This window comes from Streptomyces sp. NPDC048254 (genome assembly GCF_043201895.1).
In the GTDB taxonomy this organism is placed as follows: domain Bacteria; phylum Actinomycetota; class Actinomycetes; order Streptomycetales; family Streptomycetaceae; genus Streptomyces.
The window spans coordinates 86,064-108,628 of record NZ_JBICZJ010000014.1 but is presented as its reverse complement, the minus strand read 5'-3'; the positions used below and the strand labels follow the sequence as shown (position 1 = coordinate 108,628).

Annotated in this window: 26 protein-coding genes and 1 pseudogene; 15 read left to right on the top strand and 12 right to left on the bottom strand. The window is 71.3% G+C overall.

From position 1 onward, the window contains the following. Nucleotides 1-10: 10 nt before the first annotated feature. Together ACGFZQ_RS33840 and ACGFZQ_RS33835 are read right to left on the bottom strand one after the other, a co-directional pair. On the bottom strand, nucleotides 11-1,375 hold the full coding sequence (locus ACGFZQ_RS33840; protein WP_393843541.1) for a nucleobase:cation symporter-2 family protein: 1,365 nt from the start codon (nucleotides 1,373-1,375) through the stop codon (nucleotides 11-13). A 127-nt stretch (nucleotides 1,376-1,502) separates the two neighbouring features. Beyond that, on the bottom strand, nucleotides 1,503-2,849 hold the full coding sequence (locus ACGFZQ_RS33835; protein WP_393843540.1) for an FAD-dependent oxidoreductase: 1,347 nt from the start codon (nucleotides 2,847-2,849) through the stop codon (nucleotides 1,503-1,505). 185 nt (nucleotides 2,850-3,034) lie between these two features. Between ACGFZQ_RS33835 and ACGFZQ_RS33830 the strand changes: the two genes are divergently transcribed. After that, complete coding sequence (locus ACGFZQ_RS33830; RefSeq protein ID WP_393843539.1) at nucleotides 3,035-3,538, top strand: DUF6214 family protein; 504 nt, start codon at nucleotides 3,035-3,037, stop codon at nucleotides 3,536-3,538. Nucleotides 3,539-3,547: 9 nt separating this feature from the next. Here the strand turns inward: ACGFZQ_RS33830 and ACGFZQ_RS33825 are convergent, their stop codons facing one another. From ACGFZQ_RS33825 to ACGFZQ_RS33800, 6 genes are all read right to left on the bottom strand, one after another. Further along, the gene (locus tag ACGFZQ_RS33825) at nucleotides 3,548-4,210 is read right to left on the bottom strand and encodes a helix-turn-helix domain-containing protein (protein WP_351742501.1); all 663 of its coding nucleotides are present in this window, start codon (nucleotides 4,208-4,210) and stop codon (nucleotides 3,548-3,550) included. Between the two features lie 137 nt (nucleotides 4,211-4,347). After that, nucleotides 4,348-5,070 (bottom strand): HAD family hydrolase, encoded by a 723-nt coding sequence (locus ACGFZQ_RS33820; RefSeq protein WP_393843538.1) that lies wholly within the window; start codon nucleotides 5,068-5,070, stop codon nucleotides 4,348-4,350. 53 nt (nucleotides 5,071-5,123) lie between these two features. After that, nucleotides 5,124-5,465: a twin-arginine translocation signal domain-containing protein gene (locus ACGFZQ_RS33815; protein ID WP_393843537.1), complete on the bottom strand. Its 342-nt coding sequence runs from the start codon at nucleotides 5,463-5,465 to the stop codon at nucleotides 5,124-5,126. A gap of 97 nt (nucleotides 5,466-5,562) precedes the next feature. Continuing rightward, a complete protein-coding gene (locus ACGFZQ_RS33810) occupies nucleotides 5,563-6,231 on the bottom strand; it encodes a phosphatase PAP2 family protein (protein WP_393843536.1) in 669 nt (222 codons plus the stop codon). Between the two features lie 55 nt (nucleotides 6,232-6,286). Next, a complete protein-coding gene (locus ACGFZQ_RS33805) occupies nucleotides 6,287-7,222 on the bottom strand; it encodes a M56 family metallopeptidase (RefSeq protein WP_382529542.1) in 936 nt (311 codons plus the stop codon). Between the two features lie 95 nt (nucleotides 7,223-7,317). Then, nucleotides 7,318-7,863, bottom strand: coding sequence for a DUF5134 domain-containing protein (locus ACGFZQ_RS33800; protein ID WP_393843535.1), 546 nt, complete (start codon nucleotides 7,861-7,863; stop codon nucleotides 7,318-7,320). Nucleotides 7,864-8,063: 200 nt separating this feature from the next. On the opposite strand from ACGFZQ_RS33800, the gene ACGFZQ_RS33795 reads away from it, so the two are divergent. Both ACGFZQ_RS33795 and ACGFZQ_RS33790 read left to right on the top strand, forming a co-directional pair. Then, entirely contained in the window at nucleotides 8,064-9,716 is a 1,653-nt protein-coding gene (locus ACGFZQ_RS33795) for an FUSC family protein (protein WP_393843534.1), read from the top strand. Then, on the top strand, nucleotides 9,713-10,285 hold the full coding sequence (locus tag ACGFZQ_RS33790) for a MarR family winged helix-turn-helix transcriptional regulator (RefSeq protein WP_393843533.1): 573 nt from the start codon (nucleotides 9,713-9,715) through the stop codon (nucleotides 10,283-10,285). Before ACGFZQ_RS33795 ends, ACGFZQ_RS33790 begins: the two co-directional genes overlap by 4 nt. A gap of 103 nt (nucleotides 10,286-10,388) precedes the next feature. Here the strand turns inward: ACGFZQ_RS33790 and ACGFZQ_RS33785 are convergent, their stop codons facing one another. Together ACGFZQ_RS33785 and ACGFZQ_RS33780 are read right to left on the bottom strand one after the other, a co-directional pair. Further along, a complete protein-coding gene (locus ACGFZQ_RS33785) occupies nucleotides 10,389-11,153 on the bottom strand; it encodes a VOC family protein (RefSeq protein ID WP_393843532.1) in 765 nt (254 codons plus the stop codon). A gap of 78 nt (nucleotides 11,154-11,231) precedes the next feature. After that, nucleotides 11,232-11,324 (bottom strand): annotated as a pseudogene (locus ACGFZQ_RS33780) (VOC family protein); the annotation flags it as partial. Here ACGFZQ_RS33780 and ACGFZQ_RS33775 point away from each other — a divergent pair. The 6 genes from ACGFZQ_RS33775 to ACGFZQ_RS33750 all read left to right on the top strand — a co-directional run bounded on the left by ACGFZQ_RS33775 (nucleotide 11,316) and on the right by ACGFZQ_RS33750 (nucleotide 14,758). Then, on the top strand, nucleotides 11,316-12,050 hold the full coding sequence (locus ACGFZQ_RS33775; protein WP_393843666.1) for a hypothetical protein: 735 nt from the start codon (nucleotides 11,316-11,318) through the stop codon (nucleotides 12,048-12,050). The pseudogene ACGFZQ_RS33780 and the gene ACGFZQ_RS33775 sit on opposite strands and share 9 nt — an antisense overlap. A gap of 345 nt (nucleotides 12,051-12,395) precedes the next feature. Beyond that, on the top strand, nucleotides 12,396-12,638 hold the full coding sequence (locus ACGFZQ_RS33770; RefSeq protein WP_393843531.1) for a hypothetical protein: 243 nt from the start codon (nucleotides 12,396-12,398) through the stop codon (nucleotides 12,636-12,638). Next, the gene (locus ACGFZQ_RS33765; RefSeq protein ID WP_393843530.1) at nucleotides 12,610-13,134 is read left to right on the top strand and encodes a DUF6879 family protein; all 525 of its coding nucleotides are present in this window, start codon (nucleotides 12,610-12,612) and stop codon (nucleotides 13,132-13,134) included. The genes ACGFZQ_RS33770 and ACGFZQ_RS33765 overlap by 29 nt, the downstream gene beginning before the upstream one ends. A gap of 13 nt (nucleotides 13,135-13,147) precedes the next feature. Next, a complete protein-coding gene (locus tag ACGFZQ_RS33760) occupies nucleotides 13,148-13,999 on the top strand; it encodes a helix-turn-helix domain-containing protein (protein WP_393843529.1) in 852 nt (283 codons plus the stop codon). A 91-nt stretch (nucleotides 14,000-14,090) separates the two neighbouring features. Next, nucleotides 14,091-14,309 (top strand): hypothetical protein, encoded by a 219-nt coding sequence (locus ACGFZQ_RS33755; RefSeq protein ID WP_393843528.1) that lies wholly within the window; start codon nucleotides 14,091-14,093, stop codon nucleotides 14,307-14,309. A gap of 89 nt (nucleotides 14,310-14,398) precedes the next feature. Further along, nucleotides 14,399-14,758 carry a hypothetical protein gene (locus tag ACGFZQ_RS33750; protein ID WP_393843527.1) on the top strand — a complete coding sequence of 120 codons (360 nt, stop codon included), beginning with the start codon at nucleotides 14,399-14,401 and terminating at the stop codon, nucleotides 14,756-14,758. 538 nt (nucleotides 14,759-15,296) lie between these two features. Here the strand turns inward: ACGFZQ_RS33750 and ACGFZQ_RS33745 are convergent. Continuing rightward, nucleotides 15,297-15,689, bottom strand: coding sequence for a VOC family protein (locus tag ACGFZQ_RS33745; protein ID WP_393843526.1), 393 nt, complete (start codon nucleotides 15,687-15,689; stop codon nucleotides 15,297-15,299). Nucleotides 15,690-16,243: 554 nt separating this feature from the next. On the opposite strand from ACGFZQ_RS33745, the gene ACGFZQ_RS33740 reads away from it, so the two are divergent. Beyond that, nucleotides 16,244-16,783, top strand: coding sequence for a GNAT family N-acetyltransferase (locus ACGFZQ_RS33740; protein ID WP_351742527.1), 540 nt, complete (start codon nucleotides 16,244-16,246; stop codon nucleotides 16,781-16,783). A gap of 4 nt (nucleotides 16,784-16,787) precedes the next feature. On the opposite strand, the gene ACGFZQ_RS33735 is transcribed toward ACGFZQ_RS33740, so the two are convergent. Next, nucleotides 16,788-17,507, bottom strand: coding sequence for a glycerophosphodiester phosphodiesterase (locus tag ACGFZQ_RS33735; protein WP_393843525.1), 720 nt, complete (start codon nucleotides 17,505-17,507; stop codon nucleotides 16,788-16,790). Nucleotides 17,508-17,920: 413 nt separating this feature from the next. On the opposite strand from ACGFZQ_RS33735, the gene ACGFZQ_RS33730 reads away from it, so the two are divergent. The 5 genes from ACGFZQ_RS33730 (at nucleotide 17,921) to ACGFZQ_RS33710 (ending at nucleotide 22,565) form a co-directional block, all read left to right on the top strand. Continuing rightward, nucleotides 17,921-19,318 (top strand): DUF6421 family protein, encoded by a 1,398-nt coding sequence (locus ACGFZQ_RS33730; protein WP_393843524.1) that lies wholly within the window; start codon nucleotides 17,921-17,923, stop codon nucleotides 19,316-19,318. A 38-nt stretch (nucleotides 19,319-19,356) separates the two neighbouring features. Further along, a complete protein-coding gene (locus tag ACGFZQ_RS33725) occupies nucleotides 19,357-20,106 on the top strand; it encodes an SDR family NAD(P)-dependent oxidoreductase (RefSeq protein WP_351742535.1) in 750 nt (249 codons plus the stop codon). Then, nucleotides 20,103-21,173, top strand: coding sequence for a threonine aldolase family protein (locus tag ACGFZQ_RS33720; protein WP_393843523.1), 1,071 nt, complete (start codon nucleotides 20,103-20,105; stop codon nucleotides 21,171-21,173). The genes ACGFZQ_RS33725 and ACGFZQ_RS33720 overlap by 4 nt, the downstream gene beginning before the upstream one ends. Before the next feature lie 86 nt (nucleotides 21,174-21,259). Beyond that, nucleotides 21,260-21,853: a transglutaminase domain-containing protein gene (locus tag ACGFZQ_RS33715; protein ID WP_393843522.1), complete on the top strand. Its 594-nt coding sequence runs from the start codon at nucleotides 21,260-21,262 to the stop codon at nucleotides 21,851-21,853. 10 nt (nucleotides 21,854-21,863) lie between these two features. Beyond that, the gene (locus ACGFZQ_RS33710) at nucleotides 21,864-22,565 is read left to right on the top strand and encodes a B3/4 domain-containing protein (RefSeq protein ID WP_393843521.1); all 702 of its coding nucleotides are present in this window, start codon (nucleotides 21,864-21,866) and stop codon (nucleotides 22,563-22,565) included.

Here is a 22,565-nt window from a genome sequence, read left to right as displayed (position 1 = left end):
CGCGAGGTGATCAGACGGGTTCGGTACCGGTCGGCACGCCCTCCGGGGCCGGACCCGCCTTCGCCGGCAGGTGGTTGAAGAGCAGGTTCAGGACGATCGCCGTCAGACAGCCCGCGCTGATACCGCTGTTCATCACCGTCTGGAACCAGTCGGGGAACTTCTCGTAGACCGTCGGCACCCCCACCGGCAGCACCCCGACCGCCACCGAGACGGCCACCACGGTCAGGTTGTTGTTGCCGTCGAAGTCGACGGCCGCGAGCGTGCGCAGGCCGCTCGCCGCGACCGTCCCGAACATCACCAGGCCCGCACCGCCGAGCACCGGAGCCGGTACGGCCGCGACCACCGCGCCCAGCTTGGGCAGCAGGCCGAGCAGGACCAGGATGCCGCCGGCCGCCGCGACCACCCAGCGGCTGCGCACCCGGGTCATGCCGACCAGCCCCACGTTCTGGGCGAACGCCGTGTACGGGAACGTGTTGAAGACACCGCCCAGGACGGTCGAGAGGCCGTCGGCGCGCAGACCGTCGGCGAGGGAGCCCGGCTCGACCTTGCGGCCGGTCATCTCGCCCACCGCGATCAGGTCACCGGTCGTCTCCGTCATGGTGACCAGGGCCACCACCAGCATGGAGACGATCGCGGACGCCCGGAACGTCGGCGTCCCGAAGTGGAACGGGGTGCTGATGCCCAGCCAGTCCGCGTTCCCGACCCCGCCGAAGTCCGTGAACCCGAAGGGCACCGCCACGGCCAGGCCCACCGCGATGCCGATCAGGACCGCGATCCGGGCGAGGTAGGCGGGAGCGAACCGCTGCACGCCTATCACCACCGCGAGCACGAAGGCCGCCAGCGCCAGGTTCTTCGGCTCCCCGAAGTCCTTCGCACCGGCGCCGCCCGCCGCCCAGTTGCCCGCGACCGGCAGCAGCGAGACCCCGATGATCAGGATCACCGTGCCGGTGACCAGCGGCGGGAAGAAGCGCAGCAGCTTTCCGAAGACCGGGGCCAGCAGCATGATCGCCAGACCCGCGACGATCACCGAGCCGTAGATCGCGGGCAGCCCGCCGCCCGTCGTACCGATGAGGACCATCGGCGACACCGCCGCGAACGTGCAGCCCTGCATGATCGGCAGCCGGACACCGAAGCGCCAGAAGCCGATGCACTGGATGAGCGTCGCGACCCCGCACACCAGCAGGTCGGCGGTGATCAGATACGCCAGGTCGGCGGGCGACAGCTGCATCGCACCGCCCACGATCAGCGGGACGGCGACGGCACCCGCGTACATCGCGAGCACATGCTGCAGGCCGAAGGCGGCCAGCTGCCGTACGGGTGGGACCTCGTCGACGGGATGGACGGAGGAGGGGACGGGGGCGGCGGTGGTGGACACGGGGACTCCAGAGCGGCGGCGGGGGACGACATCCGGTCAGGACCAGACCGTAAGCGGATTGAACAGTTTGTTGATTTCCGCGGTGTTGCCGATACGTGTCCTGCCCACCTGGTCGCGGTCGACTCCGCTACGCCCCCGACCGCGCCGCCGTCAGCAGCGTGTCCCAGTCCGCCAGTTTGACCACGCTGCGGCCGAGCCGGGCGCCGAGCGCCGCCTCCGCCCGCTCGATCGCCTGCCAGCCCGACCACGCGACCGGCTCGATGCCCAGCGCGCGCAGCGCCGTGACCGGATCCTCCGGCACCGCCCTGCCGAGCAGCACGGGCGCGTCCGCCAGGAGGGAGGTCACCGTCTCCTTGGCGTCGGGGCGGTTGGTGCCGATGACGCCGGTCGGGCCGCGTTTGATCCAGCCGGCCACGTAGTCGCCCGGCGCTCCGGCCGGATCGTGCAGGACCCGGCCCGCCGCGTGCGGCACCGTGCCGGTCCCCGGGTCGAACGGGAGCCCGGCCAGCGGTACTCCGCGATAGCCCACCGAACGCAGCACCAACTGCGCGTCGATGGTCTCGTACCGCCCGGTGCCCCGCACCCCGCCGTGCTCGTCCGGCTCGGTCCGCTCGAAGCGCACCGCGCTCACCCGTCCGCCGTCCGCGAGCAGTTCGACCGGGCGCAGGAAGAACCGCAGCCAGATACGGCGCCCCGCACCCCGGGTGCCGGCCGTGCCCCAGCCGCGCAGCACCTCCACGTTGCGGCGCTGCGCGGCGGGCAGCGCGGACGGGTCGGCGTAGGCCGGGTCGAGTGCCAACTCGGCCGGATCCACGCGGACTTCGGTGTCCGGCAGGGCACCCAGCTCGCGCAGTTCCTTGGTGGTGAAGCGGGCCTGGGACGGGCCGCGCCGGCCCACCACGTGGACCTCTCTTATCCGGCTCGCCGCCAGCGCGGTCAGCGCCGCCTGCGGCATGTCGGTCGGGCTCAGCTCCGCCAGGCCCCGGGCCAGCATCCGGGCCACGTCCACCGCGACGTTGCCGACGCCGATGACCACCGCCGAGCGGGCGTCGCGCACGAAACCGGCGTCGATCGCGTCCGGATGCGCGCTGTACCAGGACACGAACTCGGTCGCCGACCAGCTGCCCGGCAACTCCTCGCCCGGGATGCCGAGCCGCCGGTCGCCGGCGGCGCCCACGCAGTACACCACCGCGTGGTACAGCTCGCGCAGCCGCTCCACCGGGAGTTCGCCGGGACCGCCGCCGATCCGGACCCCGCCGAGGAACCGAACCCGCTCGTGTTCGAGGACCGTGCGCAGATTGCCCTGCAGCGACTTGATCTTCTCGTGGTCCGGGGCGACTCCGTACCGCACCAGTCCGTACGGGCACGGCAGCCGGTCCAGGACGTCCACGACCACTGTGGGGTCGAGCTGGACGAGGTTCTGGGCGGTGTAGCACCCGCTCGGCCCGGAGCCGACGACGGCGACACGCAACACGGGGGACTCCTTGCCCGAGGGGCTGGTGCTCCCAGCATCCCACCGCCGTGGCCGCCTCGACAGGGGCCGCTGGGGTGAAGCGGACGCGTGTCCGTTCGTATGGAGTGTGATCATGAGGTTACGTTTCGTGTGTGCTAGAAGCATCCTTTCTCAATCTGTCTGAACGGCGTGCGGAGGACGGCACGGTGTCCGTGTCGCCCGCCTGGGAGGTGCAGGAGCACACGGGGGCCACGTCGTGGTTCCAGGTCAGGCTGGCCTTCGAGGACGGCGCCCAGGTCGACGCGCTCGCCGTGGTGGCCGGGGGGCGGGTGTCGATCGAGGACGTCAAGGCGCGGCCCGCGCTGTCGCTGGCCGACCTGACCATGCTCGCCGACTGGATCGAGGAACCGCTGTTCAGGGCGTGCGGGATGGAGTCGTACGCGGACGAGGAGCCCGCCGGGGAGGATCTCGAAGACAGTGCGGAAGGTGCGGCGGACGCCGTCGGTCCGGGGCGTGCCAGGCCCGCCTGGCCGCGGGGCATCGAGGGGCGGTGGCTGGTCGCCCAGGAGTACCGGGTCGCGCAGGAGAAGGGCGTCGACCCCGTCCTCGCCGTGATGTGGGCGACCGGGCACAGCCGCCGGCGGTCGCTCCGGCTCATCGCGCAGGCACGCGACGCGGGCTTTCTGACACCGCGGCACGCGCGCCGCTGACCGGGCCGGTCACTCGGACCCGGTCCGGTCCTCCGTGGCGAAGAACCGGGACAGGTCCTGCGGCTGCGTCGCGGGCGCGGACTCCGGGGGCACGCCCAGCTCCCAGTCGAGCCCGTAGCGCTCGAACAGCTCCGCCCGCAGCACCGGGATCGGCATCGGCACCCCCGGTACCAGCGCCGCGTACACCGCTCCCATCAGCAGGGCGCGCAGCATCGGGTAGTCGGCCGTGACGTCCTGCGAGCCGTAGCGGGCGACGGTGTCGCCCAGCAGTTCCGACAGCCGGCGCTGCTCCGGGCACTGCACGAAGCCCTCCGCCTGGAGCAGGCCGGCCATGTGCTGGCGCATCAGCACCGGCCGGTCGCGCGTGAGACCCAGGATGGCGTCGATGGCACGGGCCAGCCGCTCCCGGCCGTCCTCCGTGCGAGGCTCGCGCTCCAGCCCCTCCTCCAGCGTGCGGTGCATCAGCCGGTGCACGGCGGACTGGACCAGCTGGCGCTTGCCGGGGAAGTAGTACGACACCAGTCCGCGCGCGGACCCGGCCCGATCGGCGATGGCACCCAGGGTGGTGGCCTCGAAACCGTGCTCGTCGACCAGCTCGACCGCGGCCTGCAGAAGCCGCTCCCGGGATCGCCTCCGCAACTCTTCATTGACCGAGGCGCTGCGAGGGGACATGCTGGAACTCCTGCGTTGACTGGCTGCCAGCCAACTATAATCGACGCAGTGGGCACCGCCCTGCGCGGGGCCTGTTCAGGGCTGCCGTCCGTCCGGGGCGACACGGGGGAGCGTCTCGGGCGGACGGCGCGAACAGGTCAGACCTGCGTGGGCGTGGCCGGTCGGCGGGCCACGCCCACCAGGTCGAGCACCGGCAGCAGCGCGTCCGGCCGTTCGGTCACCGGCAGATGGTCCACGAAGTGCACCCGGCAGCCCAGCGCCGCAGCCCCGCCGTCGGCGGGCCTGCTGTCCCCGACCATCAGCGTCTCGGCGGGCGCGGCCCCGAGCGCCTCCAGGGCGACCGCGAAGAGACGTGGGTCCGGCTTCTGGACACCGTGTTCGTACGACAGGACGTACGTGTCCACATACGCGTCGAGCCCGTGGGTGCGGAAGACGGGGCGCAGGTCCCAGCCGATGTTGCTGACCACACCGACCCCGATCCCCTGCGCGCGCAGTGTGCGCAGCACCTCGGCGGTGTCCGGGTACGGCGTCCAGGCGTCCGGGGTCATGTGCCGCTCGTACAGCGCGTCGTGCAGCGCCGGGTCCGGCAGCGGCACCCGGCGGGACAGCCCGGTGTAGGCGGCCCGGTGCTGCTCGGCGCTCTCGTCGCGTACCGCCCACACCCCGGCCAGTTCCTTGGGCAGCTCCACCGGGTTCGCCCCGCCGGGCTGTGCCCCGGCCACCTCCAGCGCCCGTGCGGCGGCTGTCAACTCCGCCTCGGGGAGCCCCGCTTCGGACTCGGCGAGCACCGCCCGCAGCCAGGATTCGGTGGACTCGATACGGAAGAGGGTTCCGGAGAAGTCGAAGAGCACGGCAGCCATGCGGTGGACTCTATCCCGGGTGCTGTCCGGCGTATGGCTGCCGTCGTGGCAGGTCAGTTCAGCTTGGCCTGTGGCGGTGTGCCCCAGAATGTGATGGGCGGCCAGCCTCGCGTGGCGGCGAAGTCGTTGAGCAGATCGGCGATCTCCAGGGAACTGATCTGGTTCTCCGACGGCGCCTCGGCCGTGCTGACGCTGAACTTGATCTCCAGGTAGTAGTCGGCGTTACCGAGGCTGGTGGTTCCGCTGAAGAGCGTCCCCTCGCCGAACTGCGTGGCCGTGGTGTCCGCCGCCTCCGCCGACTCCGCCTGCTGTGCCGGCGCCGTTGTGCCGACCACCGCGCCTGCCGCGGCCGTCCCCGAGTATCCGAGAATGGACCGTCTGGAAATGCTGGACAAAGTACCCCTCCTTCGACGGCTGCGCGGGAGTCTCCCGAGGCCGCCACGTGATCGTAGGCACCGCCACCGGCCGTCCGGTTCTGAACGAGATCGTCCACTAGTGAGGATGTCCGCGGCCGTCGCGCTCCCACTCGTACGCCACCACCGCGAGCGCCACCACCAGGGCCCCGAGCAGCCAGCCGCCCAGTACGTCCGAGGGCCAGTGCACGCCGAGCCACACCCGGGTCAGGCCGACGCCCACGACCGAGATGCCGGCCGCGATCAGGGCCGTACGCCGCAGCGCGCGGCCGGTGCCGCAGCGGTGCAGCAGCCACAGCAGCAGGCCGCAGACCACGGTGGCCGTCATGGTGTGCCCGGAGGGGAAGGCGGCGTAGTGGGCGGAGTCGACCGGGTCGGACCACTGGGGGCGCGGGCGGCCGACGGCGGCCTTCAGGGACTGCTGGGCGATCGTGCCGAGCGCGCAGGTCAGGGCCAGCCAGAGGGCGGTCCACCACGCCGAGTGCCGCCACACCAGCCACACCGCGACACCCGCGCACAGCAGGCGCATGGTCAGCGGGTCCCAGACCCAGTCCGTCAGGATGCGCAGCACATGGGTGGTGCCGTGGTCGGCGACGGCCCAGCGATGGGTGGCGTCGGCGATGTCCTCGTCCAGCGCGACCAGGGGAGGCCACTCGCCGGCGACGAGGGCGAGCAGCAGCGCCGAGGAGAGGGCGAGGACGGCGGTCGCGAGAAGCGGAGCAGGACGGTCGCTGGGCGGGGGGCGCATGACGTGATCTTTGCCGAATCATTGCCCGAAGGGCAATTCCCTGATGGGTACGGCTTTACCCGAGCGCGCGCAGTCCCGGTACGAGTGCCACCAGCACCGGGATCACGGGGACCAGGGCGGCGGTCGCGGTCAGCCGCAGCCGGTGCCGGGCGGGGAGCCGGTCCGGGGCGGTGAGCAACCGGTTCACGCGCTGCGGGACATGGGCGTGCGGGGCCGGGCCGGGGCCGAACACGCCCCGGTCCTCGTTGAGTTCGACCAGGGCGAGCGCGGTGGTGAGACGGCCGTGGCGTCGGGACGCCATGTCGTCCGCGGCCAGTTCGACCAGCCGGTGCATCTCGTCACGGAACGCGGCGAACACCGGGATCTGCGGAAACCCGCCCGCCAGCGCCGCCGAACAGTGCAGCAGCCAGTCGTGCCGGGCCTGGGCGTGCCCCCGCTCATGGGCGAGGACCGCGTCCAGCTGACGCCCTTTCAGGCGGCGCAACGCGGCCGTGGTCACCACGAGTTGGGGCGCCGCACCGGGCAGCCACCAGGCGTCCGGGCGCTCGCCCTCGAGTACCACGAGTCGGTCGGCGGACCGCTCCTCACCGGGCAACAGCGGCGACCGGAGCAGGAGTTCGGCCCGCCGCTGCCGGCGCCGAGCCCTCGCTCCGGCGATCTCGCGCACCAGCATCGCCCCGCTCCACAGTCCGGCGCAGGCGAGCGTCACCGCGGTCGTCGCCGCCCAAGGACCGGTCGCGGCGAGCGGATAGGCGTCCGCGACCCCGCGCGGGGCGGTCGCGAACAGCTGTCCCCGCGCCGCCTGCCAGGCCGCCGCCGCGCTCAGCGTCATCGACAGCGCACAGCACAGCAGCACGGCCGCCACCACGCACTGCCACGCCCACAGGGCGACCACCGGCTCCCGGTCCGTCCAGTCGGCCCGGGCGAGCAGCCGGGGACCGGCCACGGCCGTCAGGGTGCCGAGCAGCAGCAGTGCCACGGGGACCATCATGGCCAGCACCCTATGAGCGGGGGACCGCCCAGGGGTACCGGCCGTTGCGCCAAAGTGACGCAAGCAACGTGTGCGCCGCGAGTGCCGTCACCCGCTCACAGCGCCAGGAGCATGGCCACCATCCCGATTCCCATCGACAGCCGGCACGCCCGTGCCAGCTCGGGCCGGTCGCGCCAGCCGGCCTGCCCGGTCCCGGCCGCCGCCACCGCGACCGGCACCAGCCGCGCCCCGGACAGCAGGACATAGCCGGTGAAGTAGACGAGCAGCAGCCCGGTCACCGCCGGGACTCCGGCACCGCCGTGGTGGTGGGCGGCCGGGGAGGCCGCCATCGCCACCGCCATGTAGACCATCGCCGTGGCCCCCACCAGATGGTGCAGATGGTGCACGCTGCCGCGGGTGCTCCACAGGGCGCGCAGCGCGGCCGCGCCGAACACCGCCGCGTACAGCGGCCAGGTCCAGACGGGTGGGGTGAAGACGGTCGCGGGCACGGCCATCGCGGCCATGCCGAACCCCATCAGCGCCTCGCCGCCCGCGGCGCGCCGCTGTTCCTCGACGCTGCTGCGCATCCGCAGCAGACAGTAGGCACCGGTCGCCGCGCACAGCGCGACCAGCAGCCAGCCGGGCGAAGCCGGTCCGTGCACGCGCACCTCCCCGCTCGACGTCGCATCGATGGATGCGATGCCCCGCCCGCACGGCGCGCACGCGAGCGCAAGGGTGTACACGGGGAGCACTCGGCAGGGCACAGCAGGTGACGAGGGGTCTGTTCGACCGTAGCGGACGGTCGGCCGGACGGCATGTTCGAATGTGCTTTACGAGTAAAACACATGCTAAATTGATGGGTATGAGCACCGCGACCCCCACCACCCGCCGTCTGCCCCTCGCCGGTGCGCTGCGCCTCGGCCGGCCCTCCGACATCTGGTTCAAGCCCGCCCTCAGCGTGGTCGCCGCGGTCGCCCCGCCCAACCTGACCCTGCTGGCCCTCGGCCGCCTCGACCTGGCGATGTACACGATGGCCGGATCGCTGTGCGCCCTCTACGGCCACAACCGCCCCTACCCCGCCCGCGCCCGCACCCTGGCCCGGGTCGTCCTCGGCATGACCGGCGGTCTCGCCGTGGCCCTGCTCGCCGCCTCGCTCACCACGAACGCGGTCGCCCTGGTCACCGTCGGCGCCCTGATGGCCGCCGTGCAGAAGGTGCTGTGCGACGCCACCCGGGTCGGCCCGCCCGGGAACGTGGTCCTCACCTTCATCAGCTCCGCCTCCCTGTTCGCCCCAGGGACCCTCGGCCAGGTGCCCGGCCATGTCGGACTGGCCCTGCTCGCGGGCGCCTGGGCCTGGCTGGTCGGCATGGCACCCGGGCTGCTGCGCCCGTACGGCCCGGAGCGCCGGGCCACCGCCCAGGCCCTGAACGCCACCGCCGCCTACGCCGACACCCGCGGTGCCGGGGAGGGCCACGTCCGCGCCCGGGCCGCCGCGGCCGCCGTACAGGCCGCCTGGCAGTCCCTGCTCGCCACCGGCGCCCGCACCGACCGCACCCGCCGCGCCCTCGAACACCTTGTCGTCCGCGCCGAGGTCGCCCTCGCCGCCCCCGCCGACGCCGACCCCGAGCGGCTGCGCGGCTGGGCACGCGAGCTGAGCGGCACCGGACGCGTCCCACGGGTGGCCGGCGCCGACGACGAACTCCTCGGCGTCGACGCCGAACGCGCCGTACCGCACCGCCCGCTGTGGCACCGGCTCGGCCCGCTCGCACCGCTCGCCGCCCGCACCGCGCTCGGCTGCGCCCTCGCCGGATACGCCTCCCTGGCCCTCGGTGTCGGCCGCCCCTACTGGGCGCTGGTCACCGCCGCCTCCCTCTACCAGGCCAACACCACGCTCACCTGGAGCCGAGGAGTCCAGCGTGTCGTCGGCAACCTCCTCGGCGTCCTGGTCTTCGCCGCCGTCGTGCCCCTCGCCCATCTGCACCCGGCCGTCCTGGTGCTGAGCTGCCTCGTCTTCAACTTCGGCGCTGAGGCGCTGATCGGCCGCAACTACTGGCTCGGCAGCGTCTGCGTCACCCCGATGGCGCTGCTCATCACCGAGTTCGCCCGTACCCAGGACTCCGGGCAACTGATCACCGAGCGGGTCCTGGACACCCTGGTCGGCGCGCTGGTCGGCTTCGCCGCCGCCGTCGTGGTCACCAACCGGCGGGCCGGCGACCGCATCGAACACGCCCTGACCGCCGTCGAGCGGGCCCGGGAGGAGGCCGCCCGGCTGCTGGCCGAGCCGCACCCGGCCCCGCGCGCCCTGGAGACCGTCCGCCGCAGCCTGTCCGCCGCCCTCGCCGAGCTGCGCGCCACGGCCGACGCCGCGTCCGGCGAGTGGTGGCAGCGCGCACTCCCCCAGGAGCGGGTCGTCCTCGCCGAGCAGGCCGGACACCGTACGCTCGCCGCGACGGTACGACGCCAGGGACCGCACTCCTGGGACGGCACGAGGACTACGGAGGACGTACGGCCATGACGGCGACCAACGGACGACCGGCGGCCGACGGCGACGCGGACGGGGGGACGGGCAGAGCCGCGGGCAGAGACGACACGGTCGCCGCCGTCGTCCGGCAGTGGCGGGCCGTCCATCCCCAGCTGGACACCGGGCCCATGGAGGTCATCGGCCGTATCAACCGCTGCGCCGCCCTGCTCCAGCAGGCCGAGGACGCCCCGCTGCGCCGGGCGGGTCTCAGCCGCCCCGAGTTCGACCTGCTCGGCGCGCTGCGCCGCACCGGCCACGAACTGACCCCGAGCGAGCTGGCCAAGGAGACCTTCTCCTCCGGCGCCGCCGTCACCAAACGCCTCAAGCAGCTCACCGAGCGGGGCCTGGTCGAGCGGCGCGGCGACGCCCGGGACCGGCGGGTCGCCCACCTTCGGCTCACCGACGCGGGCCGTGACCTGGTCGACGGCATCCTGCCCGAGCAACTCTCCTACGAGACGGCCGTGCTGTCCGTCCTGGCCCCCGACGGACAGGGCGAACTGGCCGGCCTGCTCGCCGAGTTGCTGGGGCGACTGGAGGGCAGGATGGGCGCGTTGCGCGCCTGAGCGCGCGGGATGCCATGGAGGGTACGGCGACGGTTGCGGCGTCGGTCGTCGATCCGCTGCCGCCGGCCGCCGGCCGCCGCACATCGCCCGGGTGATCCCCGGCTCAGCCCTTCTCCTCCGCCCGGAAGACGCCGAACACCGCGCCCCGCGGATCGGTCAGTACGGCGATACGCGGGCCGTCCGGCACCGTCATCGGCTCCGCCCGCACGGTACCGCCCGCGGCGACCGCCACCTCGGCCGTGGCGTCCACGTCCTCGACCGCGAAGTACGGCAGCCAGTGCGGCGGCACCTCGGGCGGGAACCGGTCGCCCATGTCGGCCATCCCGCCGAACCGCTGCCCGCCGACGGCGAACTCCGTGTACCACTCGGAGCACTCGGCGCTCCAGCCGAAGACGGTGCCGTAGAAGCTCCCGGCGCGGCCGGTGTCCCGGGTCGCCAGCTCCACCCAGCCCAGCGCACCGGGCGCGTTGAGCAGCCCGGCGCCGGGGAAGGCCCGCGCCTCCCACAGCTGGAAGGCCGCGCCGGTGGGGTCGAGGGCGACCGAGAAGCGGCCCACGTCGAAGATGTCCATCGGGCCGACGACCACCGTGCCGCCGGCCTCCTCCACCAGCCGCGCGGTCGCGTCCGCGTCGGTCACCGCGAACGACACGTTCCACGCGACCGGTTGGGACTCCTGGTACAGCGGGCTCATGGCCGCGACCGCCGCGTCCCCGAGATGCGCCACGGTGTAGCCGCCGGCCTCCTGCCGGGGATCCGTCTCCGGACGCCAGCCGAACAGTTCCGCGTAGAAGCGCTTGGCGCTCTCCAGATCGTCGGTCCCCAGCTCCGTCCAGCAGGGACCGCCCGTCACCGGCTTGTCGAACTCCATGGCCGCTCCTCCCGGGGGGATCTCTCCTCCGACGCTAGACCCCGCCACTGACAGCGGCCATCGGACCCGGGCGCGCCCTCAGATCCCCGGCCGGTACCGCATCGGGTGGTCGGCCGGCACCTCCGCCGGCACGATCCGGATGCCGTCCGGATCGTCAAGCCTGTGCTCGACGCCGTGTCGAAGGGCGTGGGCAGTGCGCCCATGGGCAAGGCCCTGGCGAAGCTTCCCGTCAAGATGGCCGACGGCCTTCGAGACAAGATCGTCGGTGCCGTGACGGGCGATGGCTCCGCTGACGTCAGCGGACTGGGCGACCTCGGAGCGCACGGCGCCTCCGCAAAGCAGGCGCAGAGCATCGCCCGCGCGATGCTGCCAGCGTTCGGCTGGGGACCCGATCAGATGGCCCCGCTGATCTCCCTGTGGAACGGCGAGTCAGGATGGCGGTGGAACGCCCGGAACGCCTCGTCGGGCGCCTACGGCATCCCTCAGGCACCGACGGCGGGGAAGATGGCCAGTGGGGGCCCTGACTGGCGCACGAACGCTGCCACACAGATCAAGTGGGGGCTCGGCTACATCAAGGGCCGTGCCGACTACGGGTCTCCCGCGGCAGCGTGGTCGAAGTGGCTCAGCCGCTCGCCCCACTGGTACGACGAGGGCGGCTATCTGCCCCCTGGTCTGTCCCTCGTCGCCAACGGAACGGGCTCCCCGGAGCCGGTGTTCACGAGCCGCCAATGGGAAGATCTGCGCGCAGCGAAGAGCGGCGGGACGTCGGCGCCGAACATCACCGTCGAGAGTCACGCCTACTTCGGAACGCAGGAAATCACGGAATTCGTTGACCACCGCGTCATCGTCCGTGAGGAACAGAACGCCACGGCCATCACCTCCGGCCGCTACGTGTAAGCACACCAGCACGCACACATCAGGGCCGGTTCCGCCATGGGACCGGCCCTTTCTCGTTCCGTCGGCCGTCAGGGCCGACGGAACACCTGACTTTCGGAGGAGTACCGATGGACTGTACGAAGACGATCAAGGGCCAGACCAACGACGGTTGCCTTCACTGTGGCGCCCCGCTGACGCAGACGGAGGGCGCGGGGAGGGTGCGCCGGTACTGCACGGCCGAACACGGCCGGCTGTGGCGACGTCGGATGCGGCACGCGGGTTGGCTCTAGGCACCCTTGACGCTGCCTCCCCGTAGGCGTGCTGGTCGTAGAACCTTGCGCAACCTACGTGACAACGGAGGTCATCATGCCGCTACGGTTCTTCGGGAAAGACCCCGAGACCAACGGAGACAACTGCCCGACGGTGTGGCTCGACGAGGACAAGCAAGAGCTCGTCGTTCAGGGATGGAAGGCTGACGTGGCACTTCAGGCACAATGCCTTGCCACGGGGCCGATCCCCGACACGGAGGCAGTCGTCAGGCTGCCCCTTCGCATGGCGCAGCAGATCAGGGAGGCGCTCGATGCCGCAGAACGTTCCCCCGTTCGCTGAGCTGCTCGCCGGCTGCCGATCCTCCGCAGTCCACCTGGAGACCCGTGACGCCTACGGAGTCGTCGAGGAGGACGAGGATTTTGCGGCCTGGCGCGCGGGGCGCGGGTACGTCCTCGACGATCGGTCGACGTGGTGGAACTCCTTCCACGACGTCGTATCGGACGCTGTGGGCCGTGGCGTAGTCGTGCGCCGCGCGCGCGTCGTATCGGAGCCGGTGAGCGAGTACATCCGGTACGAGCACTCGTGCACGCCGCAGAACCTTGCGGCAGGCGAAGACGTCAGGTGGCTCCCTCGACGCCTGGCATCTGACTTGCTGCTGCCTGGCAACGACCTCTGGATCTTCGACGGTCGGTTGATCCGCTATGGCCTCTTCTCTGGCGACGGCCGGTTCGTCGGTCACGTCATGGAGGACGCGCCCGACGTCGTCAAGCGCCACGCTGAGGCGTTCGAGGCCGTGTGGGAGCGGGCCATCCCTCACGCGGACTTCAGGATCTGAGCGCCACCCGACCATGCAATCTCCCTACCCGTCTGCTGCCCTCGACGAGGCGCGCCGTGCCATCGCGGAGAAGCTCCGTGAGATCCGGCGTGACGCCGGCCTGACGGGTAGGGAGGTCGCGGCCCGCGCGGGATGGCTGCCCTCGAAGGTGTCGCGTCTACAGAGCGCGACAACGCCTCCGTCTGACGAAGACATCCGGGCATGGTGCGTCGCCTGCGGGGCCGAAGACAGGATCCCGGATCTCCTGGCAGCCAACCGGACAGCCGACTCGATGTACCTGGAGTGGCGCCGTGTCCAGCGGAGCGGCCTGAGGCGCCTCCAGGAGTCGCGTATTCCGCTGTACGAGCAGACGCGCACGTTCCGCGTCTACAGCTCCAGCGTCGTCCCTGGCTTCGTCCAGACGTACGAGTACGCCGCCGCACTGCTCGGGAACATCGCGCGCGTGCACGGGACACCGGAGGACGTCGACGAGGCTGCCGCCGCACGAGTCGATCGGTCGCACATCATCCGCGACGGACACCGACGGTTCGCCCTCTTGATGGAGGAGTCGGTACTCCGGCACGTCGTGGGCAACTCCGTAGTCATGGCAGGGCAGTTGGGATATCTCCTCTCCGTCATGGCGCTGCCTGCCGTCTCCTTCGGCATCATCCCCGCCGGACGCGAGCGGACTATGTGGACGCTAGAGACGTTCACGTTGTTCGACGAGGAGCGCGTATCCGTCGAACTCCTCACGGCCGGCATCACTGTGACAGCCCCCGGGGAGTTGGCGATGTACGCCCATGCCTTCGAGGAAATGACCACCCTCGCGGTATACGGATCACATGCCCGCGGGCTCATCTCGTCGGCCATTGACTCCCTCGACTGAAGTTGCGTAGAACTTCGTAGAACTCCATGGAACTGCGCTCCCTCGCGCGCCTACCGTCGAAGCACAGAATCCCGGTGGCGGAGGTGCAGGCGTGGCGATGGAAACGGTGCTCAGAGACACCCCGATCCAACTCATGGATCCGACGTTTGACCGTCCCCCGACCCCCGAGCCGGGATGTGCAGTGTGCGACTCGCTTCAGATACAGATCAACGCCGCCAGTGACCCGCACAGTGAGCGCTACAACCCATCGGAGGCAATCGACCTCCGGATCCTGATGAACCGCCACCAGGTCGACGAGGTGGCGCCATGAGGACGTACATAGACCCATTCCCCGTCATCCCGTCGCAACGGCAGCTGGACGACACCAGGCCGCGCGAGTGGGCCGAATGTGCCAACTGCATGGCCATTCAGGACCGTGATCCGGACGGGGAGCCGATAGACTACGTGGCTTGGGCGAAGGCGCACGTGAGGAAGCACCCCACCCACGACCGGTTCCGCCTCGTCACGTCCAAGGGATTCCGGGTGACGCCACGGCTGACGGAGGACGACGTCGAGGCGCTCACGCACGTCTGCGGAGAGCTGAAGGTCCTTCCCAACTCCTTCATCGCCCAAGAGAAGCAGGAGACGGGCCTCGACTGGAGCGACGTCACGGTGGCGTGTGCCCTGGAGCCGCATGGGGATGGCGACCACGTGGCGAAGCTCCTGGTGGACGGTGAGCCCCACGGCGAGTACCGGTGGAGCGCGTCGCCCACCCCATAGACCCGCGGCCGGCGCCTGTGCGTCGACTGCGGAGGGCGCGGCGGGGGTTGGGTGCCGGGTGAGGCTGGCAGCCGCCTGACCCCCGCTAGCGTCCGAACCTCGTTCGAGGTGCGCTGAGATCCACAAAGGCCGTGAACGAGGGGGCCAGGCGCAGTTTGGTTCCTTTGGTGGGCTGCGCCGTATCCGGGAGAGCCCCGCCTGTCCACGTCGACGGACAGGCGGGGTGCCCACCCACAGCTTCTCGTCCCCGACGGCGTTCTCCATGGGGACGAGGCACCGCCCGTCGGAGGAGTCCGTACCCACATGCGGACTGCCCGGGGCGGCACAGGCCCCGCTCACTGGTTCCCCCCGAGCCGGTGAGCGGGGCTTCACGCACCACGTCCGCACTGCGGGTCTATGGCCATGGATCCCCGCGCCGCGGACGCTGCATCCGGGCATGGATCTACTCCCTACGCCGGGAGGTCGTCCGGATGCCGAAGCCCCGCTCTGCCTGGCGCTCACGGAGCCAGGGAGGGCGGGGCTTTGTTGTTTCCGCAGTTCAGATGCCGGGCCGGTGTCGCATGGGGTGGTCTTCAGGAACCTCCACGATAACAATTTTGAGTCCGTCCGGATCCGCGATCCACATCTCGACCAGGCCCCACGGCTCCTTCACCGGCGGACGCACGATCTCGACCCCCTTCGCCGCCAGCTCCTCGTGCGCCGCACCGGCATCCGCGACCTGCATCCACAGCTGCACGGCGGGGGAGGCGGGGGCGTCCACGCGCCCGGAGACCTCCAGGAAGCCGCCACCCAGGAAGTACACCGTGCCGCGCTCGGGTCCGGTGCCGAACTCGCGGTAGACGGCGAGGCCGAGCTGCTCGCCGTAGAAGGCGCGGGCGCGCTCGGGGTCGGTGGGGTGGACAAGGGTACGACTGCTCAGTACGTGCACCATGCGACCGGAGCGTAGCGCCACCCACCACCGACACCCCGCACGCGGCACCCGGTCACCCGGGACCCGGAGCTCCGCACCCGGCACCTGGTCACTCGAGCCTCGGCACCCGGGACCAGGGACCCGGAGCCCCGCGCCTGGACCCGGCACCCGGAGCCCCGCCGGGACCCGGCACCCGGTCACCCGGGACCTGGAGCTCCGCACCCGGCACCTGGTCACCCGAGCCTCGGCACCGGGGACCAGGGACCTGGGACCAGGGACCCGGAGCCCTGCGCCCTGGATCCGGAACCCGGAGCCCCGCCGGGACCCGGCACGCGGTCACCCGGGACCCGGAGCTCCGCACCCGGCACCCGGTCACTCGAGCCTCGGCACCCGGGACCAGGGGCCCAGGGACCCGGAGCCCTGCGCCTGGACCCAGCACCCGGCCACCCGAGCCCTGGCACCCCCAGTCCCGGCACCCTGGCACCCCGCCCCCGGGACCGCCGGTCCGTCCGCGGGCGGGTGGCGGCGTTAGGCTCGTGGGCGGTTCAGCCTGCACGAGATCGGAGCACCCGCCCATGGAGAACGCCGCCGCCGGACTCACCTTCCGCGACTCCACCGACGCCGACGTGGACACGCTGGTCGCGCTGATCGAGTCGGCGTACCGGGGTGACACCAGCCGGGCCGGCTGGACCACCGAGGCGGACATTCTGGAGGGACAGCGGACCGACCCGGCCGGCGTCCTCGAAGTCATCAAGGGCCCGGACGGAAATCTGCTCGTCGTCGAGCGGGAGGGCCGGGTCGTCGCCTGCTGCCAGCTGGAACACCGGGGCACCCACGCCTACTTCGGCATGTTCGCGGTCAGCCCCGACCTCCAGGGCGCCGGTCTCGGCAAGGTCGTCATCGCCGAGGCGGAGCGCCGGGCCCGGCAGGACTGGGGCGTCACGGAGATGCACATGACGGTGATCTCCGTACGCGACGACCTGATCGCCTGGTACGAGCGGCGCGGCTACCGCCGTACGGGGAAGATGACGCCGTTCCCGTACGGCGACGAGCGCTACGGTGTTCCGCAACGTGCCGACCTGCAGTTCGAGCTGTTGGTCAAGCCACTGGTCTGACGGCTCACGCGGTGAAGCGGGCGGTGCGTTTGATCTCCGGGTAGTCGGTCGTCGCGCCGTCCAGCTGGAGGGCGCGCACCAGCCGCAGGTCGTCCTGGGTGTTCACCACCCAGCCGATCACCCTGAGGTCCGCCTTGCGGGCGTGCTCGACGACCTCCAGGGTCAGCCGCCGGATGTTGAGGCAGAGGGTCGCCGCCCCCGCCTCCCGGGCCCGCTCCACCACGTCGGGGCCGATGGGGGTCCCCCCGCTTGAGTCTGTTCGAAAGTGGGGGAGGCTGGCGATCAGCGCGGTGCGCACGCCCGGCACCAGCCGGGCGATCTCGGCGACGGCCTCGTCATGGAACGAGGACACCTCCACCCGGGACACCAGGTCCCGTCGCTGCATCAGCTGGGCCAGTGCGCGGGCCGCCGCCACGTCCTTGATCTCGGCCTGCAACGGCGTCCGTACCGCGTCCAGGACTTCCTCGAACACCGGCACCCGCTCACCGCGGCCCGCGTCCAGGGTGCGCAGCTCCTCCAGGGTCTTCTCGGCGATCGGGCCGGTGCCGTCGGTCGTGCGGTCCACCTCCGCGTCGTGCATGACGACCAGGGCGCCGTCCTTGCTGAGGTGCAGATCGAGTTCGATCAGGTCGAGGCCGGCCTGCTGGGCGGCGACGAAGGAACGGAGGGTGTTCTCGGGCTCGACGCCCATGACTCCGCGGTGACCGATGGTAAGGAAGTTCAAGATTCAACTCGCTTCCGTCGACGGCGGCGGGGGATGCACGCGCGCGGACCGTACGACGGGACGTCGCTGTCCACGCGGCTGGGCGCAGCCTAATGGCCGTCCGGCGCGATGTACCCGTACGTACACGGGGGATTGGTGCGCAGGGCGCGCGGTGTCTGGCTCGTGCCCCTGTCGGCGGTCACCCGGGGGTGGGCGCGTCCCGCCGTGTATTGACCGGCCGGAACCATACGTCGCCCCGGAGCTGACTCCCCGTCATCACTCGCAGTGAATGTGAGCGTCTTCACGGTTTCACACAGGAAAAAGCGCGGCGAAGGTGCAGCGTCGCAGGATAATTTCCTGAGGGCCCCCTTGCTGGGAGAAAGCCCGTATGCATACGGTGTCCATACGCGAGGTTCCCCCGTGGAGGATGGGTAATGACGGAAATTCTTGTGCAGGTGCGTTCGGAGGAGCAGGTTCCTCCCGTGACCAGGGTGGTCGAGCACCCGGCGTGGCTCGTGCTCAAGGATGGCGTGGAGCGGATCCGGCCATGGCAGTCCAAGGCCGGGTCGATCGACTTCGAAGCCGAGGGCGCCCCTGACCGCGCCGACGCCGAGCGGGCCGTCGACGAGGTGATCGCGGCCGTCGAGGAGCTGTCCCCGCTGCTCCCGCACGACGCCGGCTATCACCGTGCCCTGGTGACCGACCTGCGGCGCTGGGCGGTCGGCGGTTTCCAGGTGCCCGACTTCCTCGACTCGCTGCTGGCCTTCCAGCCCGCCGCGAGCCGCGCACACGGCCTCCAGCACCTGGTCGTCTTCCCGATGTACACCCAGAACGGCAACCCGGACCGCAACCTGGAGGCGGTCGTGCTGCGGATGGTCTGGCCCGACTGGCTGGCCGAGCTGGAGCGCACCCGGTACGACAACCCGCTGTTCTGCGGCATCACGTTCGAGGACTTCACGGCCGGCTACGACACCAACTCCGCCGTCCTCTTCCCCGAGACCATCGCCGTGCGCCAGGCGCCGGAACGATTCTCCTGGGGCGGTATCTTCTGCGACCGCGAGGCCGCCCGCTTCCGCCGGGTCACCGACGCGGCCGTCGACCTCCTCGGCCTGGAACTCCCCGAGGACATCGCCGCCATGGTCCACGACCAGAAGCGCTGCGAGGAGGCCTTCGTGCTGTGGGACATGGTCCACGACCGCACCCACAGCCACGGCGACCTGCCGTTCGACCCGTTCATGATCAAGCAGCGCCAGCCGTTCTGGATGTACGGCCTGGAGGAGCTGCGCTGCGACCTCACCGCCTTCAAGGAGGCCGTGAAGCTGGCGGCCGACGGCGTCCCGCAGGCCCGTGACGTGCAGTACGCGGTGCTCTTCGACCGCATGTTCCGCTTCCCGGTCACCGGCGACCGGGTCCGCAACTACGACGGGCTCGGCGGTCAGCTGCTCTTCGCCTACCTGCACAAGCACGACGTGGTCCGCTGGACCGACAACAAGCTCGCCATCGACTGGGAGCGTGCCCCGCAGGTCACCAACCAGCTGTGCGCCGAGATCGAGAAGCTGTACAAGGACGGCATCGACCGCCCGAAGCTGGTCCACTGGTTCGCCGGGTACGAGCTGGTCGCCGCCTACCTCGCCCCGCACCCGGGCTCCAAGTGGGCCAAGGGCCCGGACGCCCTGGACCTGACGCTGCCGCCGCGCAAGCTCGTGGACGACGTGCTTCCGGACGAGTTTCCGCTGAGCATGTTCTACGAGGCGTTGTCCAAGAAACTGAAGAACGTGATCGCCGAGACCAAGGGCATCACGGCGGACAGCGCCGAGCCGGTCGCCGCGTGAGCGGCCGTCTCCGGAACACTGCTCAAGAGGGGAAGCACATGGCGGGCAACGGGTCTCTCAGTGGTGCGGTGATCGCGGTGGCCGGGGCGGGCGGACCCGCCGGGCACGCGACCCTGGTCAGACTCGCCGCGGCGGGCGCGACCGTCGTCGGCGCCGACAACAATCCCGAGCGCCTGGCGGAGGCCGTGGACGCGGCCCGCTACGCGGGCGGCGGCGCCGTGGTCACCGGTGAGACGGTCGACCTGCTCAACCTGGACTCGACCCGGGCGTGGGCCGACCGTATCGAGAAGGACCACGGCGGGATCGACGGCCTCGTCCACCTGGTCGGCGGCTGGCGCGGCAGCGCGAACTTCGCCGAGACCGACCTGGCCGACTGGGATCTGCTGGAGAAGCTGCTGATCCGTACGGTCCAGCACACCTCCCTGGCCTTCTACGACGGCCTGCAGCGCAGCGACCGCGGGCGGTACGTGCTGATCAGCGCCGCCGGCGCGGCCAAGCCCACCGCCGGTAACGCCGCATACTCCGCCGCCAAGGCCGCCGCCGAGGCGTGGACGCTCGCCATGGCCGACGGCTTCCGCAAGGCCGGGGGCGAGGCGGGTCCGACCTCCGCTGCTGCCATTCTGGTGGTGAAGGCGTTGGTGCACGACGCGATGCGCGCCGAGCGGCCCAACGCGAAGTTCGCGGGCTTCACGGACGTCACGGACCTCGCCGAGGCCGTCGAGGGCGTCTGGAGCAGGTCCGCACCCGAAGTGAACGGAAACCGTCTGTGGCTGACCGAGCAGCCGTGAACCCTCCCAAGACCGACGCGCGTCGCCACCACGACCCGGAGGTCCGCGGTTTCGCCAGTGACAACTACGCCGGAGCCCACCCCGAGGTACTGGCCGCCCTGGCCCTCGCCAACGGCGGCCACCAGGTGGCGTACGGCGAGGACGAGTACACCGAGAACCTCCAGCCGATCGTCCGCGGCCACTTCGGCGCTACCGCGGAGGCCTTCCCGGTCTTCAACGGCACCGGTGCCAACGTCGTCGCGCTCCAGGCGGTCACCGACCGCTGGGGCGCGGTGATCTGCGCCGAGAGCGCGCACATCAACGTGGACGAGGGTGGCGCCCCCGAGCGGATGGGCGGCCTCAAGCTGCTCACCGTGCCCACCCCCGACGGCAAGCTCACCCCGGAGCTCATCGACCGGCAGGCGTACGGCTGGGAGGACGAGCACCGCGCGATGCCGCAGGTCGTCTCGATCACCCAGAGCACCGAGCTGGGCACCCTCTACACGCCGGACGAGATCCGCGCGATCTGCGAGCACGCCCACGGGCACGGCATGAAGGTGCACCTGGACGGCTCCCGGATAGCCAACGCGGCGGCCTCCCTGGACGTCCCGATGCGCACGTTCACCAACGCCGTCGGCGTCGACATCCTCTCCCTGGGCGGCACCAAGAACGGCGCCGTGTTCGGCGAGGCGGTCGTGGTGATCAACCAGGACGCCGTCAGCCACATGAAGCACCTGCGCAAGCTGTCCATGCAGCTCGCCTCCAAGATGCGTTTCGTGTCGGTGCAGTTGGAGGCGCTGCTGGCCAAGGACCTGTGGCTGCGCAATGCCCGGCACGCCAACGAGATGGCCCAGCGGCTCGCCGAGGGCATCCGGGCCGTGCACGGCGTGGAGATCCTCTACCCGGTGCAGGCCAACGGCGTCTTCGCACGGCTCCCGCACGACGTGAGCCTGCGGCTGCAGAAGCGCTTCCGGTTCTACTTCTGGGACGAGGCGGCCGGGGAAGTGCGCTGGATGTGCGCCTTCGACACGACCGAGGAGGACGTGGACGCGTTCGTGGCGGCGCTCAAGGAGGAGATGGCGCGCTAGTCAGAACCGCTGGTTCTTTGCATAGATATGCGATCACCTGAAAAGTCATTGACGCTGGGCTGATCGCATTTCTATGCTCTGCGCCCATGGAGCTGATCCAGAACACCGCCGACCTGTCCGCGTACTTGGCCGCTGACGAGGTCATCGACCACCATCATCCGCTGGTCCGGGAGTCGGCCGCCCGGCTGGCGTCGGAAGCCGAGGACTCGTATGCCTATGCACGGGCCGCGTACGAGTTCGTACGGGACACCGTCCCGCACTCCGCCGATGCCGGCGATACCCGGGTCACCTGGCGCGCCTCGGACGTGCTGGAGCAGTGCACCGGCATCTGCTACGCCAAGGCCCACGCCCTCGCCGCTCTGCTGCGCGCCGAGGAGATCCCCACCGCCCTGTGCTACCAGCGGCTGGCGGACGACGACGGAGCCGGTCACGTCGTGCACGGACTGGTCGCCGTCCGCTTCAACGGGGCCTGGCACCGGCAGGACCCGCGCGGCAACAAGCCCGGCGTCGACGCCCGGTTCTCCCTCGACGGCGAGCGGCTGGCCTGGACCCCCGACCCGGAGTCCAATGAGGTGGACTATCCGGTCCTGTACGCTGAACCTCACCCGGCCGTGCTCGGCGCGCTGAAAGCGGCGCCCGACCGCCCGTACCTGTGGAAGACGCTCCCCACCGCACTCTGAGGCAAGGCAGATGACTCTCACGCTCACCGTGTCCGACGAGGTGCGCGCCCTCGCGCCCGGCTTCACGCACCTCGCGATCGAGGCCCACGGACTGGTCAACGGGCCCAGCACCGAGGCGAGTTCGGCCCTCCTCGACGACGCGGCCCGACGGCTCGCGGTACGCCTCGACGGGCGCGCCCCGCACGAGGATCCGCACATGGCGGCCTGGCGTGCGGCCTACACGGCGTTCGGCTCCAAGCCGTCCCGTACCCGGAACTCCGCCGAGGCGCTGGCCAAACGAGCCCTCGCGGACGGCGGTCTGCCCCGCATCAACCTGCTGGTGGACCTCTACAACGCCATCAGCGTCGCCCACCTGACCCCCGTCGGCGGCGAGGACCTCGACCTCATCCAGGGCGGGATGCGCCTCGTGCGCGCCACGGGCGAGGAGGACTTCGTGACGGTCGCGGGCGGCGAGGAGGCCGTCGAGCACCCGGACGCCGGCGAGGTCGTGTGGTGCGACGCGGCGGGCGTCACCTGCCGCCGCTGGAACTGGCGCCAGGGTCCCCGCACCCGCCTGACCGAGCGGACGACCTCGGCCGTCTTCCTCCTGGAGAGCCTCGCCCCGATGCCGGTGGCCGAGGTCGAGTCGGCGGGCGCCGAACTCGCCGAGCTGCTGGCGAAGTTCAGCCCCGGGGCGCGTGTCGAGGTGCGGGCGCCCGAGTCGGCGGGCTGA